Origin of the sequence: Vibrio sp., from assembly GCF_047973365.1 — a bacterium.
Classification (GTDB): domain Bacteria; phylum Pseudomonadota; class Gammaproteobacteria; order Enterobacterales; family Vibrionaceae; genus Vibrio.
The window spans coordinates 17,814-36,678 of the sequence record NZ_JBKEBW010000018.1; the positions used below are offsets into that span (position 1 = coordinate 17,814).

15 protein-coding genes are annotated in these 18,865 nt (G+C 46.3%); 11 read left to right on the top strand and 4 right to left on the bottom strand.

The window, feature by feature from the left end; all coding sequences use genetic code 11:
* Positions 1-72 precede the first annotated feature (72 nt).
* The 3 genes from ACK5MF_RS02835 to ACK5MF_RS02845 all read left to right on the top strand — a co-directional run bounded on the left by ACK5MF_RS02835 (position 73) and on the right by ACK5MF_RS02845 (position 4,482).
* Positions 73-1,380 carry an anaerobic C4-dicarboxylate transporter gene (locus ACK5MF_RS02835; protein ID WP_416919262.1) on the top strand — a complete coding sequence of 436 codons (1,308 nt, stop codon included), beginning with the start codon at positions 73-75 and terminating at the stop codon, positions 1,378-1,380.
* A gap of 333 nt (positions 1,381-1,713) precedes the next feature.
* Positions 1,714-3,549 carry a protein-disulfide reductase DsbD gene (locus ACK5MF_RS02840; RefSeq protein WP_416919264.1) on the top strand — a complete coding sequence of 612 codons (1,836 nt, stop codon included), beginning with the start codon at positions 1,714-1,716 and terminating at the stop codon, positions 3,547-3,549.
* Positions 3,550-3,852: 303 nt separating this feature from the next.
* Positions 3,853-4,482 (top strand): response regulator, encoded by a 630-nt coding sequence (locus ACK5MF_RS02845; protein WP_416919178.1) that lies wholly within the window; start codon positions 3,853-3,855, stop codon positions 4,480-4,482.
* Here ACK5MF_RS02845 and ACK5MF_RS02850 read toward each other — a convergent pair.
* Positions 4,479-6,230, bottom strand: a complete 1,752-nt coding sequence (locus ACK5MF_RS02850) for a potassium/proton antiporter (protein ID WP_416919180.1) — start codon at positions 6,228-6,230, stop codon at positions 4,479-4,481. The genes ACK5MF_RS02845 and ACK5MF_RS02850 overlap by 4 nt on opposite strands.
* Positions 6,231-6,619: 389 nt before the next feature.
* On the opposite strand from ACK5MF_RS02850, the gene ACK5MF_RS02855 reads away from it, so the two are divergent.
* Positions 6,620-6,886: a DUF4212 domain-containing protein gene (locus ACK5MF_RS02855; RefSeq protein ID WP_020329362.1), complete on the top strand. Its 267-nt coding sequence runs from the start codon at positions 6,620-6,622 to the stop codon at positions 6,884-6,886.
* A gap of 12 nt (positions 6,887-6,898) precedes the next feature.
* Complete coding sequence (locus ACK5MF_RS02860) at positions 6,899-8,602, top strand: sodium:solute symporter family protein (RefSeq protein WP_416919183.1); 1,704 nt, start codon at positions 6,899-6,901, stop codon at positions 8,600-8,602.
* Between the two features lie 91 nt (positions 8,603-8,693).
* Here the strand turns inward: ACK5MF_RS02860 and ACK5MF_RS02865 are convergent, their stop codons facing one another.
* Positions 8,694-9,365 carry a 7-cyano-7-deazaguanine/7-aminomethyl-7-deazaguanine transporter gene (locus tag ACK5MF_RS02865; protein WP_416919185.1) on the bottom strand — a complete coding sequence of 224 codons (672 nt, stop codon included), beginning with the start codon at positions 9,363-9,365 and terminating at the stop codon, positions 8,694-8,696.
* A gap of 406 nt (positions 9,366-9,771) precedes the next feature.
* On the opposite strand from ACK5MF_RS02865, the gene gmk reads away from it, so the two are divergent.
* The 5 genes from gmk (at position 9,772) to recG (ending at position 16,043) form a co-directional block, all read left to right on the top strand.
* The gene (gmk, locus tag ACK5MF_RS02870) at positions 9,772-10,395 is read left to right on the top strand and encodes a guanylate kinase (RefSeq protein ID WP_416919187.1); all 624 of its coding nucleotides are present in this window, start codon (positions 9,772-9,774) and stop codon (positions 10,393-10,395) included.
* A 97-nt stretch (positions 10,396-10,492) separates the two neighbouring features.
* On the top strand, positions 10,493-10,765 hold the full coding sequence (rpoZ, locus tag ACK5MF_RS02875) for a DNA-directed RNA polymerase subunit omega (protein WP_004728487.1): 273 nt from the start codon (positions 10,493-10,495) through the stop codon (positions 10,763-10,765).
* A 66-nt stretch (positions 10,766-10,831) separates the two neighbouring features.
* Entirely contained in the window at positions 10,832-12,952 is a 2,121-nt protein-coding gene (gene spoT, locus ACK5MF_RS02880; RefSeq protein WP_416919190.1) for a bifunctional GTP diphosphokinase/guanosine-3',5'-bis pyrophosphate 3'-pyrophosphohydrolase, read from the top strand.
* 258 nt (positions 12,953-13,210) lie between these two features.
* Positions 13,211-13,897: a tRNA (guanosine(18)-2'-O)-methyltransferase TrmH gene (gene trmH, locus ACK5MF_RS02885; RefSeq protein ID WP_416919192.1), complete on the top strand. Its 687-nt coding sequence runs from the start codon at positions 13,211-13,213 to the stop codon at positions 13,895-13,897.
* A 67-nt stretch (positions 13,898-13,964) separates the two neighbouring features.
* Positions 13,965-16,043: an ATP-dependent DNA helicase RecG gene (gene recG, locus ACK5MF_RS02890; RefSeq protein WP_416919194.1), complete on the top strand. Its 2,079-nt coding sequence runs from the start codon at positions 13,965-13,967 to the stop codon at positions 16,041-16,043.
* A 57-nt stretch (positions 16,044-16,100) separates the two neighbouring features.
* Here recG and envZ read toward each other — a convergent pair whose 3' ends face one another.
* Together envZ and ompR are read right to left on the bottom strand one after the other, a co-directional pair.
* The gene (envZ, locus tag ACK5MF_RS02895) at positions 16,101-17,405 is read right to left on the bottom strand and encodes a two-component system sensor histidine kinase EnvZ (RefSeq protein WP_416919196.1); all 1,305 of its coding nucleotides are present in this window, start codon (positions 17,403-17,405) and stop codon (positions 16,101-16,103) included.
* Between the two features lie 96 nt (positions 17,406-17,501).
* Positions 17,502-18,221 (bottom strand): two-component system response regulator OmpR, encoded by a 720-nt coding sequence (gene ompR / locus ACK5MF_RS02900; RefSeq protein WP_416919198.1) that lies wholly within the window; start codon positions 18,219-18,221, stop codon positions 17,502-17,504.
* A gap of 151 nt (positions 18,222-18,372) precedes the next feature.
* Between ompR and greB the strand changes: the two genes are divergently transcribed.
* Positions 18,373-18,849 carry a transcription elongation factor GreB gene (greB, locus tag ACK5MF_RS02905; RefSeq protein WP_416919200.1) on the top strand — a complete coding sequence of 159 codons (477 nt, stop codon included), beginning with the start codon at positions 18,373-18,375 and terminating at the stop codon, positions 18,847-18,849.
* Positions 18,850-18,865: the final 16 nt, after the last annotated feature.

Consider the following 18,865-nt stretch of genomic DNA (forward strand, 5'->3'; position numbering starts at 1 on the left):
ATGCAGCGGATAAATAACAAATGCAACGGACTGCAAACCAATATTATTTCATTTACTAAACGAGGTATCACTATGGTTTGGGTCGAGCTATTAGTTGTTCTTCTCTTCATCTTCTTGGGTGCACGCATTGGTGGCATTGGTATTGGCTTAGCAGGTGGTGCAGGTGTTATCGCGCTTTCTCTAGGCCTTGGCGTACCAACCAGCCAAGCATTCATCCCAGTTGACGTCATTCTTATCATCATGTCTGTAATTACGGCGATTGCCGCAATGCAAGTGGCAGGTGGTATGGATTGGTTAGTTCAAATCGCAGAAAATTTCCTGCGTAAAAATCCAAAAAGAATCACCTTTTACGCGCCAATTGTTACTTTTCTAATGACACTAATGGCGGGTACTGGTCACACTGCGTTCTCTACACTTCCCGTTATTGCTGAAGTAGCAAAAGGACAAGGCGTACGCCCTTCACGCCCGCTTTCGATTGCAGTAGTTGCATCACAAATTGCGATTACAGCTTCCCCGATTTCTGCGGCAGTGGTGGCTTTTGCAGCCATGCTAGTGCCATTCGGTGTTGATTACTTAACGCTACTTGCTGTGTGCATTCCAACCACATTTGCCGCTTGTATGGTTGGCGCGATAGTGGCGAATGTCATGGGTGGCGAACTAAAAGACGATCCTGTTTACCAAGATCGTCTAGCAAAAGGTCTGGTTAAGGTTGAAGAAGCACAACAACGTAAAATTTTACCAACCGCAAAAACAGCAACTTATATTTTCCTTGCGGCAATCGGTTTTGTTGTTTTATATGCAGCGGCTATCTCTAAATCGGTCGGTCTGATTGAGAACCCTGCGTTAGGTCGTAACGAAGCGATTATGACAGTGATGCTGACCGCAGCCGCGCTAATTGTGTTTGTAACTAAAATTGATGCAGCAAAAATCTCTAGCGCACCGACATTCCGTTCAGGTATGACGGCTTGTGTATGTGTGCTTGGTGTGGCATGGCTAGGTTCAACTTTCGTCAATGCACACGTTGCTGACATCAAAGAAGTTGCTGGCGCACTATTGGCTGATAACCCTTGGATGCTGGCTATCGTGCTGTTCTTTGCCTCTATGCTGCTTTACTCGCAAGGTGCAACGACAGTGGCGCTAATGCCCGCGGCTCTTGCTATTGGTGTAGCACCTCTTACAGCGGTTGCATCTTTCGCTGCGGTAAGTGCTCTGTTTGTTCTGCCAACTTATCCAACACTGCTTGCGGCAGTTGAAATGGATGACACTGGCTCAACACGCATTGGTAAATATGTCTTCAACCACCCATTCTTTATTCCGGGTGTGGTAACCATTGCTTCAGCAGTAACCTTTGGCTTCCTATTTGGCGGACTGTTCATCTAGTTCTGACTATACCCAAACTACTTGGAGTTGCAGGTAGGCGGCAAGTGAGTGAATCCCCATGACCACAAATTACCATGCGTGATTGGGGTGAGCGAACGTAGCCCCATATCTCAAAACATAAAGCGCTGCAACTTCAAATAGGAAGGGTATAGTCGGTTAAAAGCCTGATAAGAAATAACCCGTGAGATTCAAACAACCTAAAGTTGGATGAATTCGCGGGTTTTGTTTTACTTCGATGAAACTTATTCGCTCTCATTTCGGTCTGATTGAGTTAATATGGCACAATAAGTTGTCGCCTGTGCCATTCACTCTCAACCAGAAATTGATTCGATGATACGTAAATTTTCCTATTTTTTGCTACTGACACTGTCTGTATTTAGTCATTCAGCCTTTGCTGTATTCGGCAACAACAATACGCTTTCGGTGGGTAATGACGGCAATAAGTTTGTTCCTGTCGATCAGGCTTTTCCGTTTAATAACCTCCAGCAAGGCAATCGTCTTTTCGTTGACTGGCAAGTGAAAGATGGCTACTACTTATATCAAGATCGCATCACAATCAGTGCAGAAAACGTCACGTTAGATGAATACCAGCTAGTTGACGGCGAACCTTACCATGATGAATTCTTTGGTGATGTCATCATCTACACCGCGCCACTTTCTATTGAACTACCACTGAGTGACTACCAACTCGGTGCACGTATTATCATTCAATATCAAGGCTGTGCTAAAGCCGGTTTCTGTTATCCGCCAGAATCACGAGTGATCGAAATCAGTAAGTTCGACTTTTCACAACCTAATAATGCTGAGAAAACGACCGTCGGGCAAAACCACAATTTACAAAACAACAAGCCACAAAACGACAATCAACAAAACAAACCTCAGCCTGTCAGCATCAGCAACGCGCCAGTTTCACAACAAGAGACACTAGCGGGCAAGCTAGCGCAAAACTGGTGGACACCACTACTATTTTTGGCATTAGGCATTGGCTTGGCTTTTACACCGTGTGTTTTGCCTATGTACCCAATTTTAACCAGTATCGTGTTAGGCCACGGGCAACTTAGCCATCAACGCACGCTACTATTGAGCGTGGTGTATGTTCAGGGGATGGCACTCACCTATACGCTACTCGGCTTGGTCGTCGCCTCTGCGGGATTGCAATTCCAAGCAGCCCTTCAGCACCCTTTTGTACTGATGGGTTTAAGTGCTCTGTTTGTATTGCTTTCTCTATCGATGTTTGGTCTATACACCCTGCAACTGCCAAGCTCAGCACAAACTTGGCTCAACAACTTAAGCAACCAGCAACAAGGCGGTAGCTTAGCTGGCGTTTTTGCCATGGGGGCTATTTCTGGCTTAGTTTGCTCGCCGTGCACAACCGCACCGCTTTCCGGAGCTCTACTCTATGTAGCGCAAAGTGGCGATCGGCTAACGGGTGGCGTTGCACTTTATGCGCTAGCAATTGGCATGGGAATTCCGCTGATTTTGGTCGCCGTATTTGGCAATCGTCTGTTGCCAAAAGCAGGCGCTTGGATGGATAAAGTGAAAACCGCATTCGGCTTTATCCTGCTTGCTGCACCAATCTTTTTGCTTGAGCGTCTACTCCCTGAGATTTGGTCAACGGTGCTTTGGTCTGCCTTAGGCTTTGCTGCGTTTACTTGGCTATATCACATTAAAAACAGCCTGCCTTTCGGTGGCTGGAAACAAAGTACGCTAGGCATTATTGCCATTCTTGGTTTACTCGCTTCAGCGCAACCAGCCCTCAATTACTGGTTTAGCAGCAACAGCCAAAACCAACAGCAGCCATCAACAATCAGCTTCAAGCGTATCGCGAATGTCAATCAACTTAACGCTGAATTACAACAAGCGAAGTTGGCAGGAAAATCTGTCATGTTAGATTTCTATGCCGATTGGTGTGTGGCGTGTAAAGAGTTCGAAAAGTACACCTTCCACCAGCCGGAAGTGGAGCAGAAATTAAGGGATGTAGTGCTGTTACAAGCAGACGTAACACTCAATCAGCCACAAGATATCGAGTTACTCAATCAGATGGATGTGCTTGGGCTTCCGACCATTGAATTTTGGAACAATCAGGGCGAAAGAGTTCCCAATGCCCGAATTACCGGATTTATGCAAGCAGAGCGTTTTCTGCAGCACCTCAAAGACCACCAAATCTAATTTTTCAGCGCCTAATGCCACAAGGTTTGAGCTTATATACCCAAACTACTTGGAGCTGCAGGTAGGCGGCAAGTGAGTGAATCCCCATGAGCATAGATAAACGATGCGATTGGGGTGAGCGAACGTAGCCCCATATTTCAAAACATAAAGCGCTGCAACTTCAAGTAGGAAGGGGATACGTGACATTCATCTTTATGCAGATAAAAACTGAATACAGTTCAGACTTTTGCTCTGTGGCGATTGTTCAAAACGTCAAAGCATACAATAATTTATTTAACGTAATTTTCAAAAGTGCTTAACGTCATGGATTCGACCTACACCATCATCATTGCCGATGATCACCCTCTGTTTCGAAACGCATTGTTTCAATCCGTCCATATGGCGATAAGCGGTGCCAACTTGCTTGAAGCAGACTCTTTAGATGCTTTACTTCATCTTCTCGAAAAAGACTCAGAACCAGATCTGTTGCTACTGGACTTAAAAATGCCCGGCGCCAATGGCATGTCCGGTTTGATTCAATTGCGTGCTGAGTATCCAGATTTGCCGATTGTGGTCATTTCTGCTAGTGAAGAAGCTTCTGTTGTCTCACAGGTGAAGAGCCACGGTGCTTTTGGATTTATCCCTAAATCCAGTGATATGCGAGCATTGATCAGCGCGTTAAACCAAGTACTTAACGGTGAACCTTACTTCCCTGAAGGTTTGATCACTAACAACCAAGCTTGTGATGATTTGGCGGGTAAAATTGCCACCCTAACGCCTCAACAGTATAAGGTGTTGGGTATGCTATCCGATGGTTTACTCAACAAGCAAATCGCTTATGAGTTGAATGTTTCGGAAGCCACCATCAAAGCACATATGACAGCCATCTTCCGAAAACTTGGGGTAAAAAGCAGAACTCAAGCGGTTATTTTATTGAAAGAACTAAACAGCTAATCGCTTTGGTTAGATTCAACCACATCTTCTTCGGCTGGCAAACGCAAACCGATTTTAGTCACTTGCCAGTCGACAACATCTGCAACGACCCAATGCAAACCGTACCATTCGAAATGGTCACCCAGTACTGGCGTTGCGCCCAAATGTTCTGTGACTAAGTCTTTTAGCGTCATATCCGTACTGAATGGACCGAGTTCCAAACCGTAAATCATGGCAATATCCACTAACTTTGATTCCACATCGAGGAAGAAGTCACCAAAGAAGCGGGCAAACGACTCTTTCACTGGTGCTTCACTAAACAGTTGGCTCAGCGCCGCCAAATCTTTCTCTTGAGCAACAACGCAAAGAATATCGCCAGATTCTAAACGTGTGCTGCCCGATGGGTGCAGTAAATTTTTATCGCGGAATAACGCCGCAATACGTGTTCCATCTGGCATAAACAGGTTGCGGATCGGCTCGCCAATACACCATTTTTCTTGTTGTAGCTGGTAAACAAACAGCTCCCACTCACTAGTGGGGAACACTTCTAAACCAGAACGCGAGATGGGTTCTGGTTTAGATGGCAGCTCAACTTTCGCCAGAGTCATCGCCTTAGTTAAAGAGCCACCTTGAACAATCAGAGAGACCATCACCACGAAAAATGCCAAATTAAAATAGATCTGCGCATCTGGCAAACCCGCCATCATAGGGAACACTGCCAGAATAATCGGTACTGCGCCGCGCAAGCCAACCCATGAAATAAACCATTTTTCTCTTGAAGTGAAACTTTTAAACGGTAGCAAACTTATCCAGACTGAAATCGGTCGGGCAAACAGAATCATACCAAATGCCAACGCCAGACCTGGCAACGCGATAGCTAACAAGTTGCTTGGCGTCACCAGTAAACCTAGGACTAGGAACATACCGATTTGCGCCAACCAGGTCATACCATCCAATACGTGTAAAATAGAATGGCGACTACGGGTTGGTCGGTTGCCTAGTAATAATCCCACTAAATAGATAGATAAAATTCCACTTCCGCCTAAAGCGTTAGCCAAAGCAAAAATGATCAACCCACCACTCACGGTCAAAATAGAATAAAGTCCTTCAGCCAGTTGGCTGCGGTTGATGACCTTCCAAAGTAACCAGCCACCAGATAAGCCTAATAAAGCACCAACACCAAACTGTTGGACAAAGTTAAGCACTAAAAAGCTGATGCTAAAATCGCCACTAACACTGCTCAAAATCGCGATCATAGTGACGGTTAAAAACACCGCCATTGGGTCATTGGTCCCGGACTCAATTTCTAGCGTAGATCCGACACGCTCGTTAAGACTTCGACCTTTCAGTAATGAAAAAACAGCCGCCGCATCGGTTGAGCCAACAATAGCGCCCACTAAAATGCCTTGCATCAGCGACAAATCAAACAACCAAGTCGCCAAAACACCGGTGATCATAGTAGTTAAAGCCACACCGAGCGTCGCTAAAGAAACCGAAGGCCAGAACGCCACTTTAAAGCTAGCGACCCGTGTCCTCATCCCACCATCAAGCAAAATAATGGCTAAAGCTAAATTACTGACTAAATACGCTAACGGATAATTATCAAACTGTATTCCTCCGGGACCGTCCTCTCCCGCTAGCATACCAACAGCAAGAAATACCAATAGAATAGGTATACCCAATTTCGAAGAAACAGGGCTAAGTAGCACGCTTAGAGCGATCAACAACGCACCAACCAGAAAAAAACTATTTATCGTTATCGTATCCAATCTTTCACCTACTCACCGACTCAACTGTTTACAAATATAATTTTATTATGCTGACCATTGTGCACAATTTTTTAACCTACGTCAGAAAAGTCTGTGTAAATAATTGCAACACAGAGCTTTTGGCGCTTAGAAATGAGCAACCATAGGTCACTGCCTATTATTCACAAGGTTAATTTTCACCCTTCCTCTCCCTTCTCTTATACTTTTGGCTAATTTAACAGTTAATTAACATTCACAACATCAGCAATAAAACCATTAAACAATTAAAATACAGTCAGTTACAAACAAAACCTCACAGACTAAAGTTGCACAGATCTCTTGCCTTAACGCTGCTAATGTATAAATTGTAACATTACGTTAACACAACAACTAATAGCAAGGAGAAGGCCATGGCGTTCGAATCTACAGAACATGCTCAAGCCTACTGGAAAGAAAACTTGGGGATTATGGGGTCACTGCTCGCAGTGTGGTTCTTAGTATCTTATGGCGCAGGCGTTTTATTCGTCGACGCACTAAACAGCATTCATTTAGGCGGCTTTAAGCTTGGATTCTGGTTTGCACAACAGGGCTCAATCTACACATTCGTCGCTTTAATTTTTATCTATGTTGCGCGCATGAACTCGCTCGACAAGAAATACAACGTGCACGAAGACTAAGAGGTTTTAGCAATGGATATTCAAACTTGGACGTTTCTTCTCGTTGGTCTCTCTTTCGCTCTCTATATTGGCATTGCCATCTGGGCTCGTGCGGGATCAACCAGTGAATTCTATGTCGCTGGCGGTGGTGTACACCCGGTAGCGAATGGTATGGCAACCGCGGCAGACTGGATGTCAGCAGCATCGTTCATCTCAATGGCGGGTATCATTTCGTTCATCGGTTACGATGGTACGGTTTATCTCATGGGTTGGACTGGTGGTTATGTTCTTTTGGCTCTATGTCTCGCGCCTTATCTACGTAAGTTTGGGCAGTTCACTGTGCCAGACTTCATTGGTGAACGTTACTATTCCAAAACCGCTCGTATGGTTGCGGTGTTCTGTGCGATTTTCGTCTCGTTTACTTACGTTGCGGGTCAAATGCGCGGTGTCGGCGTAGTGTTCTCTCGCTTCCTGGAAGTAGACATTGACGTTGGTATCATCATTGGTATGGCAATCGTGTTCTTCTATGCCGTACTTGGTGGCATGAAAGGCATCACTTATACGCAGGTAGCTCAATTCTGTGTGCTCATTTTCGCCTTCCTTGTACCAGCAATCTTTACGTCAATCATGATGACGGGTAATCCATTACCGCAAATCGGCATGGGTTCAACCATCTCAGGTTCTGACGTTTATCTACTCGATAAGCTGGATGGATTAACGCAAGAGCTTGGCTTTACTCAGTACACTGAAGGCAGCAAAAGCATGGTGGATGTATTCTTCATCTGTGCAGCGCTAATGGTAGGTACTGCAGGTCTGCCACACGTCATCATTCGCTTCTTCACGGTACCAAAAGTGCGTGACGCGCGTATCTCTGCCGGCTGGGCGCTACTGTTTATCTCGCTACTTTATACCACGGCACCAGGCGTTGCTGCGTTTGCTCGTGTAAACCTGATCGACACGATTAACGGTCCCGATATGCAAGGGGTTCCTGCTGAGCAAGCACCAAGCTGGTATCAGAACTGGACAAGTACGGGGCTCGTAAGCTGGGAAGATAAAAACGGCGACGGTCGTATGTTCTACTCCGGCGATGCTCGTAACGAGATGAAGATCAACCAAGACATTATCGTACTGGCATCTCCTGAACTGGCAAAACTGCCTAACTGGGTTGTTGGGTTACTGGCAGCAGGTGGTTTGGCAGCAGCACTATCTACCGCAGCAGGCCTACTACTGGTTATTTCAACCTCTATCTCTCATGACTTGTTGAAGAAAGGCTTCAAGCCAAATATGACCGATAAACAAGAATTGCTCGCCGCTCGTCTGGCTGCAATTGTGGCTATCGTTGGTGCTGGTTACTTGGGTATCAACCCTCCGGGCTTCGTAGCTCAGGTGGTCGCCTTCGCCTTCGGCTTGGCCGCAGCCTCTTTCTTCCCTGCCATCATCTTGGGTATTTTCTACAAGAAGATGAACAAAGAAGGGGCTATCGCAGGTATGGTTGCAGGTATCGTATTTACAGCAGCCTACATCATCTACTTCAAGTTCATTAACCCAACAGCAAGTACACCTGGCAACTGGTTCTTCGGCATCAGCCCAGAAGGTATCGGTACTCTAGGTATGTGTTTGAACTTTGTGGTCTCTATCGTAGTGAACAAGTTTACTGCCGAAGTACCAACTGAAGTACAAGACATGGTTGAGTCAATCCGCTTCCCTAAAGGTGCAGGCGCAGCTCAAGACCATTAATGATTATTCCTCTTTTTCACAGGAGAGGAAATACAAAAAGCCCAAAGCATGGCTATTGCTTTGGGCTTTCTCTTTTCATCTGTTGCGATGATTACGCTTTTACATCCATAGCGGTAAAACTTGGGTTTACAGTGGTCAGTTTGCGGATCAGGTAGTTCAGCAACACGCCATACATAGGCACAAACAAACCAAGGCTAATCACTAACTTAAAGCCATAGTCAACCGTTGCGATTTCCGTCCAGTGCTGTGCCATAAATGGATCTGGGCTTTGGTAGAATGCGATAGCGAAGAAAGCAATTGTATCTAAAGCATTACCAAACAGCGTTGATGCGGTTGGAGCCACCCACCACTGCTTCATTTGACGCAAGCGGTTAAACACATGTACGTCCATGATCTGACCAAGTAGGTAAGCCATGAAACTGGCGATCGCGATACGCGCGACAAATAGATTCAACTCACTCAAGGGAGCAAAACCTTGGAACTGACCTTCGTAGAACACAACAGAAAGCAGATACGAAACCACCAGTGAAGGTAGCATGACGTAAAAAATGATTTTACGTGCCAGACCAGCACCAAAAATACGTACCGTTAAGTCTGTTGCTAAGAAGATAAATGGGAAAGTGAAAGCGCCCCAAGTGGTATGTAAACCGAATACGGTAAACGGGATTTGCACCAAATAATTGCTTGACGCAATAATCACTAGGTGGAACAAAACCAAAAATGTCAGGGCTTTGCGCTGTTGCGCAGGGGTAAAGTTACTCATATTGTACCTTTTTAGTTTGATTTGGGGGCGAGGGAACCCAAATGAAGCTTGCGCTTCTCACTGATTGTCATCCGGAAGATTGTACTCTCCCGTACTAAGGGCGGCGATTATACATTAATCAATTTCACCTGCAATAGTAGACAAAATAGCAAACGTTTTCTCACATCAATTAACCACAACTAACCACAACGGATTGAACTCTTCACCACTCACCACAGTTTGAAGTCAGAAATTGCGCCTCTTTTGACCTTTTTCTTGAGGAGATCCTCAAGATCATGCTACTCTTCCGCTCCATTTTTCTAGCCTAAATTTCATCGAACCAATGAAATGATTAAGCTAGTGCTATCTTTAAGAGTGTCGGAGCACGATCCGATCACGCAATCCCAAACCGAAGTGGAACCAAACAATGGGCAAAGGTACTCTGTATATTGTCTCTGCACCAAGCGGCGCAGGTAAATCAAGCTTGATCGCTGAAATGTTGGAGCACAACCCAGCTTATGCGATGAAAGTATCGGTCTCGCACACCACTCGTGGTATGCGTCCCGGTGAGCAAGATGGTGTTCATTACCACTTTGTGCAGAAGGAACACTTTGAAGCGCTGATCGAAAAAGGCGAATTTCTGGAATACGCTGAAGTCTTTGGTAACTATTACGGTACTTCTCGTATCTGGATTGAAGAGACTCTTAATAAAGGTATTGATGTCTTTTTAGATATCGACTGGCAAGGTGCTCGCCAAATCCGTGAGCAAATGCCAGCAGCAAGAAGTGTTTTTATTCTTCCGCCATCAAACGGTGAACTAGAACGCCGTCTGAATGCGCGTGGACAAGACAGCGAAGCTGTTATTGCTAAGCGTATGGCAGAAGCTAAATCTGAAATTTCTCACTACCACGAATACGACTACATCATTATTAATGATGACTTCGATACCGCGCTAACCGATTTTAGAGCGATCATTCGTGCTGAGCGATTAAAACAAGATAAGCAGTCGATCAAATACAAAGGCATGCTTAAAGCGCTACTCGCAGAGTAATTAAACCTATTATTAACAACGTTACTAGCTAGAAACCACTAGCGTAAGGTTGTATACTTTCTCGTCATTCAACATTTTTGTTTATATTGGAGTTCTCATGGCACGCGTAACTGTTCAAGACGCTGTTGAAAAAGTTGGCAACCGTTTCGACCTAGTTCTGATTGCGGCTCGCCGCGCTCGTCAAATGCAAACTGGTGGTAAAGATTCACTTGTGCCTGAAGAGAACGATAAGCCAACGGTTATCGCTCTTCGCGAAATCGAAGAAGGTCTTATTACTAAAGACGTACTTGATGCTCGTGAGCGTCAAGAGCAGCAAGAGCAAGAAGCCGCTGAATTAGCCGCTGTGAGCAGCATCGTTCACAACCGTTAATTTCTTCTGCAAGCAACGCAGTTAATCTCTACAAGTAATATAATAGACAACTCTCGGGCCTATAATTTGTATCTATTCGATAGCCTCAAAGACGTTGCCCAGGAATATCTCACAGAGCCTCAAGTTGAGGCTCTGCGCCAATCTTATATAGTGGCAAGAGATGCCCATGAAGGGCAAACCCGCTCAAGCGGCGAACCTTATATTATCCACCCAGTAGCAGTCGCTCGAATTCTGGCAGAAATGCGTTTGGATTTAGAAACACTGCAAGCTGCCCTTCTTCACGACGTTATCGAAGACTGTGACGTCAGCAAAGAAGATTTAGAAGCTCAATTTGGTCAGGCTGTTGCTGAACTGGTTGACGGTGTCTCTAAGCTCGACAAGCTAAAATTCCGCGACCGAAAAGAAGCCCAAGCCGAGAACTTCCGTAAAATGGTTCTTGCCATGGTGCAAGATATCCGCGTTATTCTGATCAAACTTTCCGACCGTACGCACAACATGCGCACGTTAGGCGCTCTTCGTCCAGATAAAAAGCGCCGAATCGCCCGAGAAACCCTAGAAATTTACGCACCACTTGCCCACCGTTTAGGTATTCACAATATTAAAACCGAGTTAGAAGAGCTAGGTTTTGAAGCTTTGTATCCAAACCGTTATCGAGTGCTGAAAGAAGTGGTGAAAACGGCGCGTGGTAACCGCAAAGAGATGATTCAACGCATCCACAGCGAGATCGAAGGCCGCCTGCATGAAGTTGGTCTAGCTGCTCGTGTATTTGGTCGTGAGAAAAATCTGTTTTCCATCTACAACAAGATGAAGACCAAAGAACAGCGCTTCCACACCATCATGGATATCTATGCGTTTCGTGTTGTGGTTGATACGGCCGACACCTGTTATCGTGCATTGGGTCAAGTCCACAGCTTGTATAAACCACGTCCAGGTCGCATGAAAGACTACATTGCCGTTCCAAAAGCGAACGGCTATCAGTCACTGCATACCTCGATGGTAGGTCCACACGGCGTGCCGGTTGAAGTTCAAATTCGAACCGAAGATATGGACCAAATGGCGGACAAAGGTGTCGCGGCACACTGGTCATATAAAGCCAATGGTGACCGTACCGGCACAACAGCGCAGATTAAAGCTCAGCGCTGGATGCAAAGCCTGCTTGAGCTTCAGCAAAGCGCAGGTAACTCGTTCGAATTTATCGAAAATGTTAAGTCTGATCTCTTCCCCGATGAGATTTACGTCTTTACACCGAAAGGTCGTATCGTTGAACTGCCTGTTGGCGCAACGGCGGTAGACTTTGCCTATGCAGTGCATACCGATGTTGGCAATACTTGCGTTGGTACGCGTGTCGATCGCAACCCTTATCCATTAAGCAAACCACTGAAAAACGGACAAACCGTTGAAATCATCAGTGCTCCGGGTGCTCGACCAAATGCGGCATGGCTTAACTACGTCGTGACTTCACGTGCCCGCACTAAGATCCGTCAGGTTCTGAAAACCATGCGCCGTGAAGAATCAGTGAGCTTGGGTCGCCGTCTGCTGAATCATGCTTTGGGTGAAGAGTCGATCAGCACCATCGACCAAGAAAGTGTTCAGCAAGTGCTTAACGACCTAAAACTTTCCAGTGTCGATGATTTGTTAGCAGCTATTGGCCTTGGCGAACTGATGAGTATCGTGATTGCTCGTCGTCTGCTAGGCAATGCAGATGAATTGGCAGAAGTAGAAAGCAAAGACGGTCAGCCGAAGAAGAAACTGCCAATCCGAGGGGCAGAAGGTATTCTGTTAACCTTCGCTAACTGCTGTCACTCCATTCCGGATGATCACATTATCGCCCACGTTTCTCCGGGACGTGGCTTAGTGGTGCACCGTGAAACCTGTCCTAACGTACGCGGTTATCAGAAAGAGCCGGATAAATATATGGCTGTGGAATGGACCAAGGATTACGATCAAGACTTCATCACTGAGTTGAAAGTCGATATGCAAAACCGCCAAGGCGCGCTTGCTGAATTGACCAATGTGATTTCCAAGACAGGCTCCAATATTCATGGTCTCTCAACCGAAGAACGCGATGGTCGCTTGTATACCGTGACCGTGGTACTGACCACTAAAGATCGGGTTCACCTTGCTGGCATAATGAAGAAGATCCGATCGATGCCAAATGCACCGAAGGTGAGACGCAGAAGGCACTAATAGCGCCGATGCTCAAGTAACCTAACGATGTAGCCCTTGATATGGCCTATCAAGGGCTTTTTTATTTTATGTGGTGACCGTTTTACCAACCACAGACTATACCCAAACTACTTGGAGTTGCAGGTAGGCGGCAAGTGAGTGAATCCCCATGACCACAGATTACCATGCGTGATTGGGGTGAACGAACGTAGACCCCATACAAAAACATAAAGCACTGCTGCTTCAAGTAGGAAGGGGATAAAGCATAGAAAATTTATTATGAACTTAGAACGTTACACACGAATTCAGCAGGTGCTCAAAGCACGCCAACCTGATCTGACCGTATGTTTAGAAGAAGTACACAAGCCAAACAATGTCTCTGCGGTCATTCGTACTGCCGATGCCATTGGATTACACAAAATCCATGCGGTTTGGCCAAATAAACAAATGCGTACTCTTGCACATACCTCAGCAGGAGCTCGCAACTGGGTCGAAGTCGATACTCACGACAGTATTCAAGATGCGGTAAAAGTACTAAAAGCACAGAACATGCAAATATTGGTGACAAACCTGTCAGAAAAAGCAGTCGATTTTCGTGAAATTGATTACACCAAACCGACAGCGGTTATCGTGGGCAGTGAAAAAGTGGGTATCTCCAAACATGCACTGGAACTGGCAGATCAAGACATAGTGATCCCTATGGTTGGTATGGTGCAATCGCTCAATGTCTCTGTTGCTAGCGCACTCATCTTGTATGAGGCACAGCGTCAACGCCAAGCAGTCGGTATGTATCAACGGGAAAAAAGCCCGCTTGCAGAGGAAACCATTCATCGAATTTTGTTCGAGCGGGGTCACCCCGTGTTAGCTAAAGTGGCTAAGCGCAAAAAGCTGCCTTACCCACCACTGGATGATGAAGGGCAAATTGTGGCGGATGATTCTTGGTGGAACGCGATGCAGTGCAAATAATTCCCCTGTACACAAACACAGCTTAATGTTTGAATAACCCTTATTCCAAACAGCTAACTGGTTGATTATGTCTCAGCTTTTATCCGCAATTCCATTAACCTCATTTTCCGGAGTGGGCGCAAAAGTGGCCGAAAAACTGGAAAAAGTTGGGCTTATCTCCGTACAAGATTTGCTGTTTCACTTGCCTTTACGTTATGAAGATCGCACCCGAATCTACCCGATGGTAAAACTGCACCCGGGTCTTTGGGCGGCAGTGCAAGGTAAAGTGATGGCGGTCGATACCACCTTCGGCCGCCGCAAAATGCTGACCGTAAAAATCAGCGACGGAAACGGCACATTAACACTGCGCTTTTTCAATTTTACAGCCGGGATTAAAAACAACTTTACTGAAGGTAAGTTAGTACACGCTTACGGAGAGATAAAACGTGGTAATACTGGGTTGGAAATCATTCATCCTGAGTACAAGTTCTATTTCCCAGAGCAGAAACCCGATGTCGAAGCCAACCTGACTCCGGTCTACCCAACCACCGAAGGTCTGCGACAATTGACCTTGCGTAATTTGACCGAGCAGGCACTAACTCTACTTGATAAAGCGGCAGTACAGGAACTGCTTCCATCCGGTTTATACGATCATCAAATCACTCTGGCTCAGGCGCTGCATACCATTCATCGCCCACCATCGAATATCGATGTAAGCTTATTTGATGACGGTCGCCATCCGGCACAAATCCGCTTGGTCATGGAAGAGTTACTGGCCCAGAACCTTTCAATGCTGGCGGTTCGCAGTAAAGGCCAGCAAGATATCGCTTTACCTCTCAAAGCCTCCGACACGCTGAAAAATCAGTTGCTGGCTCAATTACCATTTTCGCCGACCAAAGCTCAGACTCGCGTGGTTAACGAAATCGAAGCTGACCTTGCAAAACCTCATCCTATGATGCGTTTAGTTCAAGGGGACGTAGGTTCAGGTAAAACACTGGTTGCGGCACTGGCCGCCGCCAGTGCGATTGAAAACAGCTACCAAGTCGCCTTGATGGCACCAACAGAATTGTTAGCAGAGCAACACGCCATTAACTTCAGCCAATGGTTTGAGGCTATGGGTATCAAGGTCGGTTGGCTCGCGGGTAAACTGAAAGGCAAAGCCAAAGAAACCGAGCTCGCACGTATTGCCAGTGGAGAAGTAAAAATGGTAGTGGGTACTCACGCACTGTTTCAGGAACAGGTGGTATTCGACCATTTAGCTTTAGTGATTATCGATGAACAACACCGTTTTGGTGTCCACCAGCGTTTGGAACTCCGCGAAAAAGGGGCGAAACAGGGCGCGTATCCACATCAATTGATCATGACAGCAACCCCTATTCCTCGAACTCTGGCAATGACTGCTTATGCGGATTTGGAAACCTCGATTATCGATGAACTCCCGCCGGGCAGAACACCAATCCAGACCGTAGCAATTCCAGACACCAAACGGGATGATATCGTTGAACGGGTACGTAATGCTTGTCTAAATGAAGGAAAACAAGCCTATTGGGTTTGTACGCTCATTGATGAGTCTGAGGTCTTGGAGGCACAAGCCGCCGCAGACACCGCAGAAGAGCTGCAACGCAAACTGCCAGATGTCAAAATCGGTTTAGTGCACGGCAGAATGAAACCGGCTGAGAAGCAAGAGGTCATGCAGGCATTCAAAAATAATAAGCTGCATCTTCTGGTCGCCACCACAGTGATTGAAGTTGGTGTGGATGTACCCAATTCAAGCTTAATGATCATAGAAAACCCAGAGCGGCTCGGTTTGGCACAGCTCCACCAGTTGCGAGGTCGGGTTGGGCGAGGCTCCGTTGCCAGTCACTGTGTACTTCTATACCACGCGCCACTATCCAAAACCGCGCAAAAACGCCTTGGCGTACTGCGAGAAAGTAATGACGGCTTCGTTATAGCGCAACGAGACCTGGAAATTCGTGGTCCCGGCGAGCTACTCGGCACCAAGCAAACCGGTTTAGCGGATTTCAAAATTGCAGACTTAGTGCGAGATCAGCGCCTTGTCCCAGAAGTTCAGCGCATAGCTCGCCATATCCATGAAAATTACCCGAGCAATGCCACCGCGATTATCGATCGCTGGCTAGGTGAGCGAGACATTTACGCCAAAGCTTAGCGCCCTAACCCTGCTCATAAAAATAAAGGCTCAAGTCATTGAGCCTTTATTTATATCTTACTTAGTCGGAAAGCTAATCTGCGCTCGTAAACCACCCTGGCTGCGATTACTGACCACCACTGAGCCACTGTGCTGACTGATAATGCGTTTCACAATCGCCAACCCCAAACCGGTACCTTCGCTACCGCGAGCCGTATCACCACGAGTAAACGGTTCAAATACTTTGTTCACCTGACTTGGCTCAATGCCCGGTCCATTGTCTTCAACACAAACCCACACCATGCTGTTGTCTGCAGTAACACCTGAACTGACTTTTACCCAGCCATTGCCGTAACGAACCGCATTCACCACTAAGTTGCTCACCGCACGCTTAATCGCAATGGGGTTACCAAAGGCATTCGCTTTGTCTTTATATAGTTCAACTTCGATCTGTACTTCATATCCACCTTCTGAGCTTGCTACGTCCTGAGCAATATCATTCACGTTGACGATTTCGAAGGTTTGCTTGTTGACAGGTTTCAAATAGTCCATGAACTGGCTGATGATCTCATTACACTCTTCAGTGTCACTGATGATCCCTTCAGCCAAATAGCTGTCTTCCGGAGCCATCATCTCTGTCGCTAATCGAATGCGAGTCAACGGTGTACGCAAATCATGACTGATACCGGCCATCAGCAAAGCCCGGTCTTCTTCTAACGCTTGGATGCCTTTTGACATTTGGTTAAAAGCGCGTGTCACAGAGCGAATTTCCGAGGCTCCTCTCTCTGGCAGCGGTGGAGGAACCTCACCACGACCAACAGCTTGCGCCACTTTCTCTAATGTGATGAGTGGTCGGTTTTGCATACGGATAAATAGCCAGCCACCAAAAACAATCATCAACGCCATGATGATGCTGTTACGAAACAGAGGGGCAAAATCCTTCTCGCGCAATTCAGAAAGAGGAATACGCAGCAACTGCCCCGGCAACGCCTCGATTTTCATCCACAAAATATAACTCTCCGCGCCAGACATCATCCGCACTTCCGTTGGAGAGCCAAGCTCCGAGCTCATGTCTTCGCTCATCAAATCAATGCTGATAGCGTGTTCAAACTCACTGGCAATAGGGCTATCTTCAGCATGAATAGTCACACCCAACTGTTCGAGAACACGGCGACGTAACAGCGCATCCAGCGGAACACCCGTATCTTGATTGACGGTATCATCAAGCATCAGATTGATTTCGTGACTGAGGATTTTGTTGAACTGGTTTAAGCTCGGCATTAGCGCGTAGTTGAACACCGCGTAATACGAGTAAACCTGACTGGCAATGAGCAGGCTTAAAAACAGAAGAATGGATTGAGTAAACGAGCTACGAATACGCATACAATAACCTTGTTTAACACCACAAGGCTCGCATCGAGGAAAGAGAGCTACACGCGCCACCAATTCCAATCAGTCAACGCGTGCCTAGAACGGTAATTAATTTAATTTACCATCGGGAACAAAAACATAGCCTAAGCCCCACACGGTTTGAATATAGCGAGGTTTGCTTGGGTCTACTTCCAGCATTCGACGTAAACGAGAAATTTGTACGTCGATTGAACGCTCCATTGCCGAATATTCACGACCACGAGCCATATTCATCAGCTTATCACGAGATAACGGTTCGCGCGCATTCATCACCAGCGCTTTTAGCACGGCAAATTCACCTGAGGTCAGAGGCATTGACTCTTCACCACGGAACATTTCGCGAGTACCCAAGTTTAGACGAAACTCACCGAACTCGACCATCGACTCTTCAGAGCTTGGCGCTCCCGGCGCTTCAATCGTCTGACGACGTAATACCGCTTTAAGACGCGCTAATAGCTCACGCGGGTTAAAAGGCTTGGTCAGGTAATCATCCGCGCCGATTTCTAAGCCAACAATACGGTCGATTTCATCGCCTTTCGCCGTCAGCATCAGAATAGGAATCATATTGTTTGAATTACGCAGACGACGACAGATAGATAAACCGTCTTCACCAGGCAGCATCAAATCTAACACCATGATATGGAAGGTTTCACGAGTTAATAGGCGGTCCATTTGCTCACTGTTGGCAACACTTCTCACTTGGAAGCCTTGCTCAGATAAGTAACGTTCCAGTAGCGCACGCAAACGCGCATCGTCATCGACCACTAAGACTTTAAAGTTTTCTTGCATTTACGTCCCACCTATTCGTTATTCAACCCCATACCTTTCTGGGATAGTGAAATGTAACATCCTTCTGACCAAAGTAATTCAAAGAATTGTTAACGTTTATTTCTTTTTTAGCTAATGTAGCAGCCAGTTGCAATTACCATAAGTCAGGAATATGAAGACCAACCTTATTACACGTGAAGGCTTTGATCGTCTAAAAAAAGAACTGGATACATTATGGCGCGAAGAACGCCCTGAAGTAACAAAAAAAGTGACTTGGGCAGCTAGCTTAGGTGACCGTAGCGAGAACGCTGATTACCAGTACAACAAGAAACGATTGCGTGAAATAGACCGCCGAGTTCGCTACCTGCGCAAACGTCTTGAGCAGGTGAAAGTCGTCGACTACTCACCGCAACAGGAAGGCAAAGTATTCTTTGGCGCTTGGGTAGAAATTGAAAACCAACATGGCGACGCAAAAGCATTTCGCATTGTTGGTCCTGATGAAATTTATGGCGATGCAAAAGGCTATATCTCGATTGACTCGCCAATGGCTCGCGCACTGCTGAAGAAAGAAGTGGACGATGAATTTGTTGTTCACACGCCTGAAGGTCCGAAAGAGTGGTTTGTAAATGCCATTCGCTACCAAGATTAATATTTTCAAACAGTGA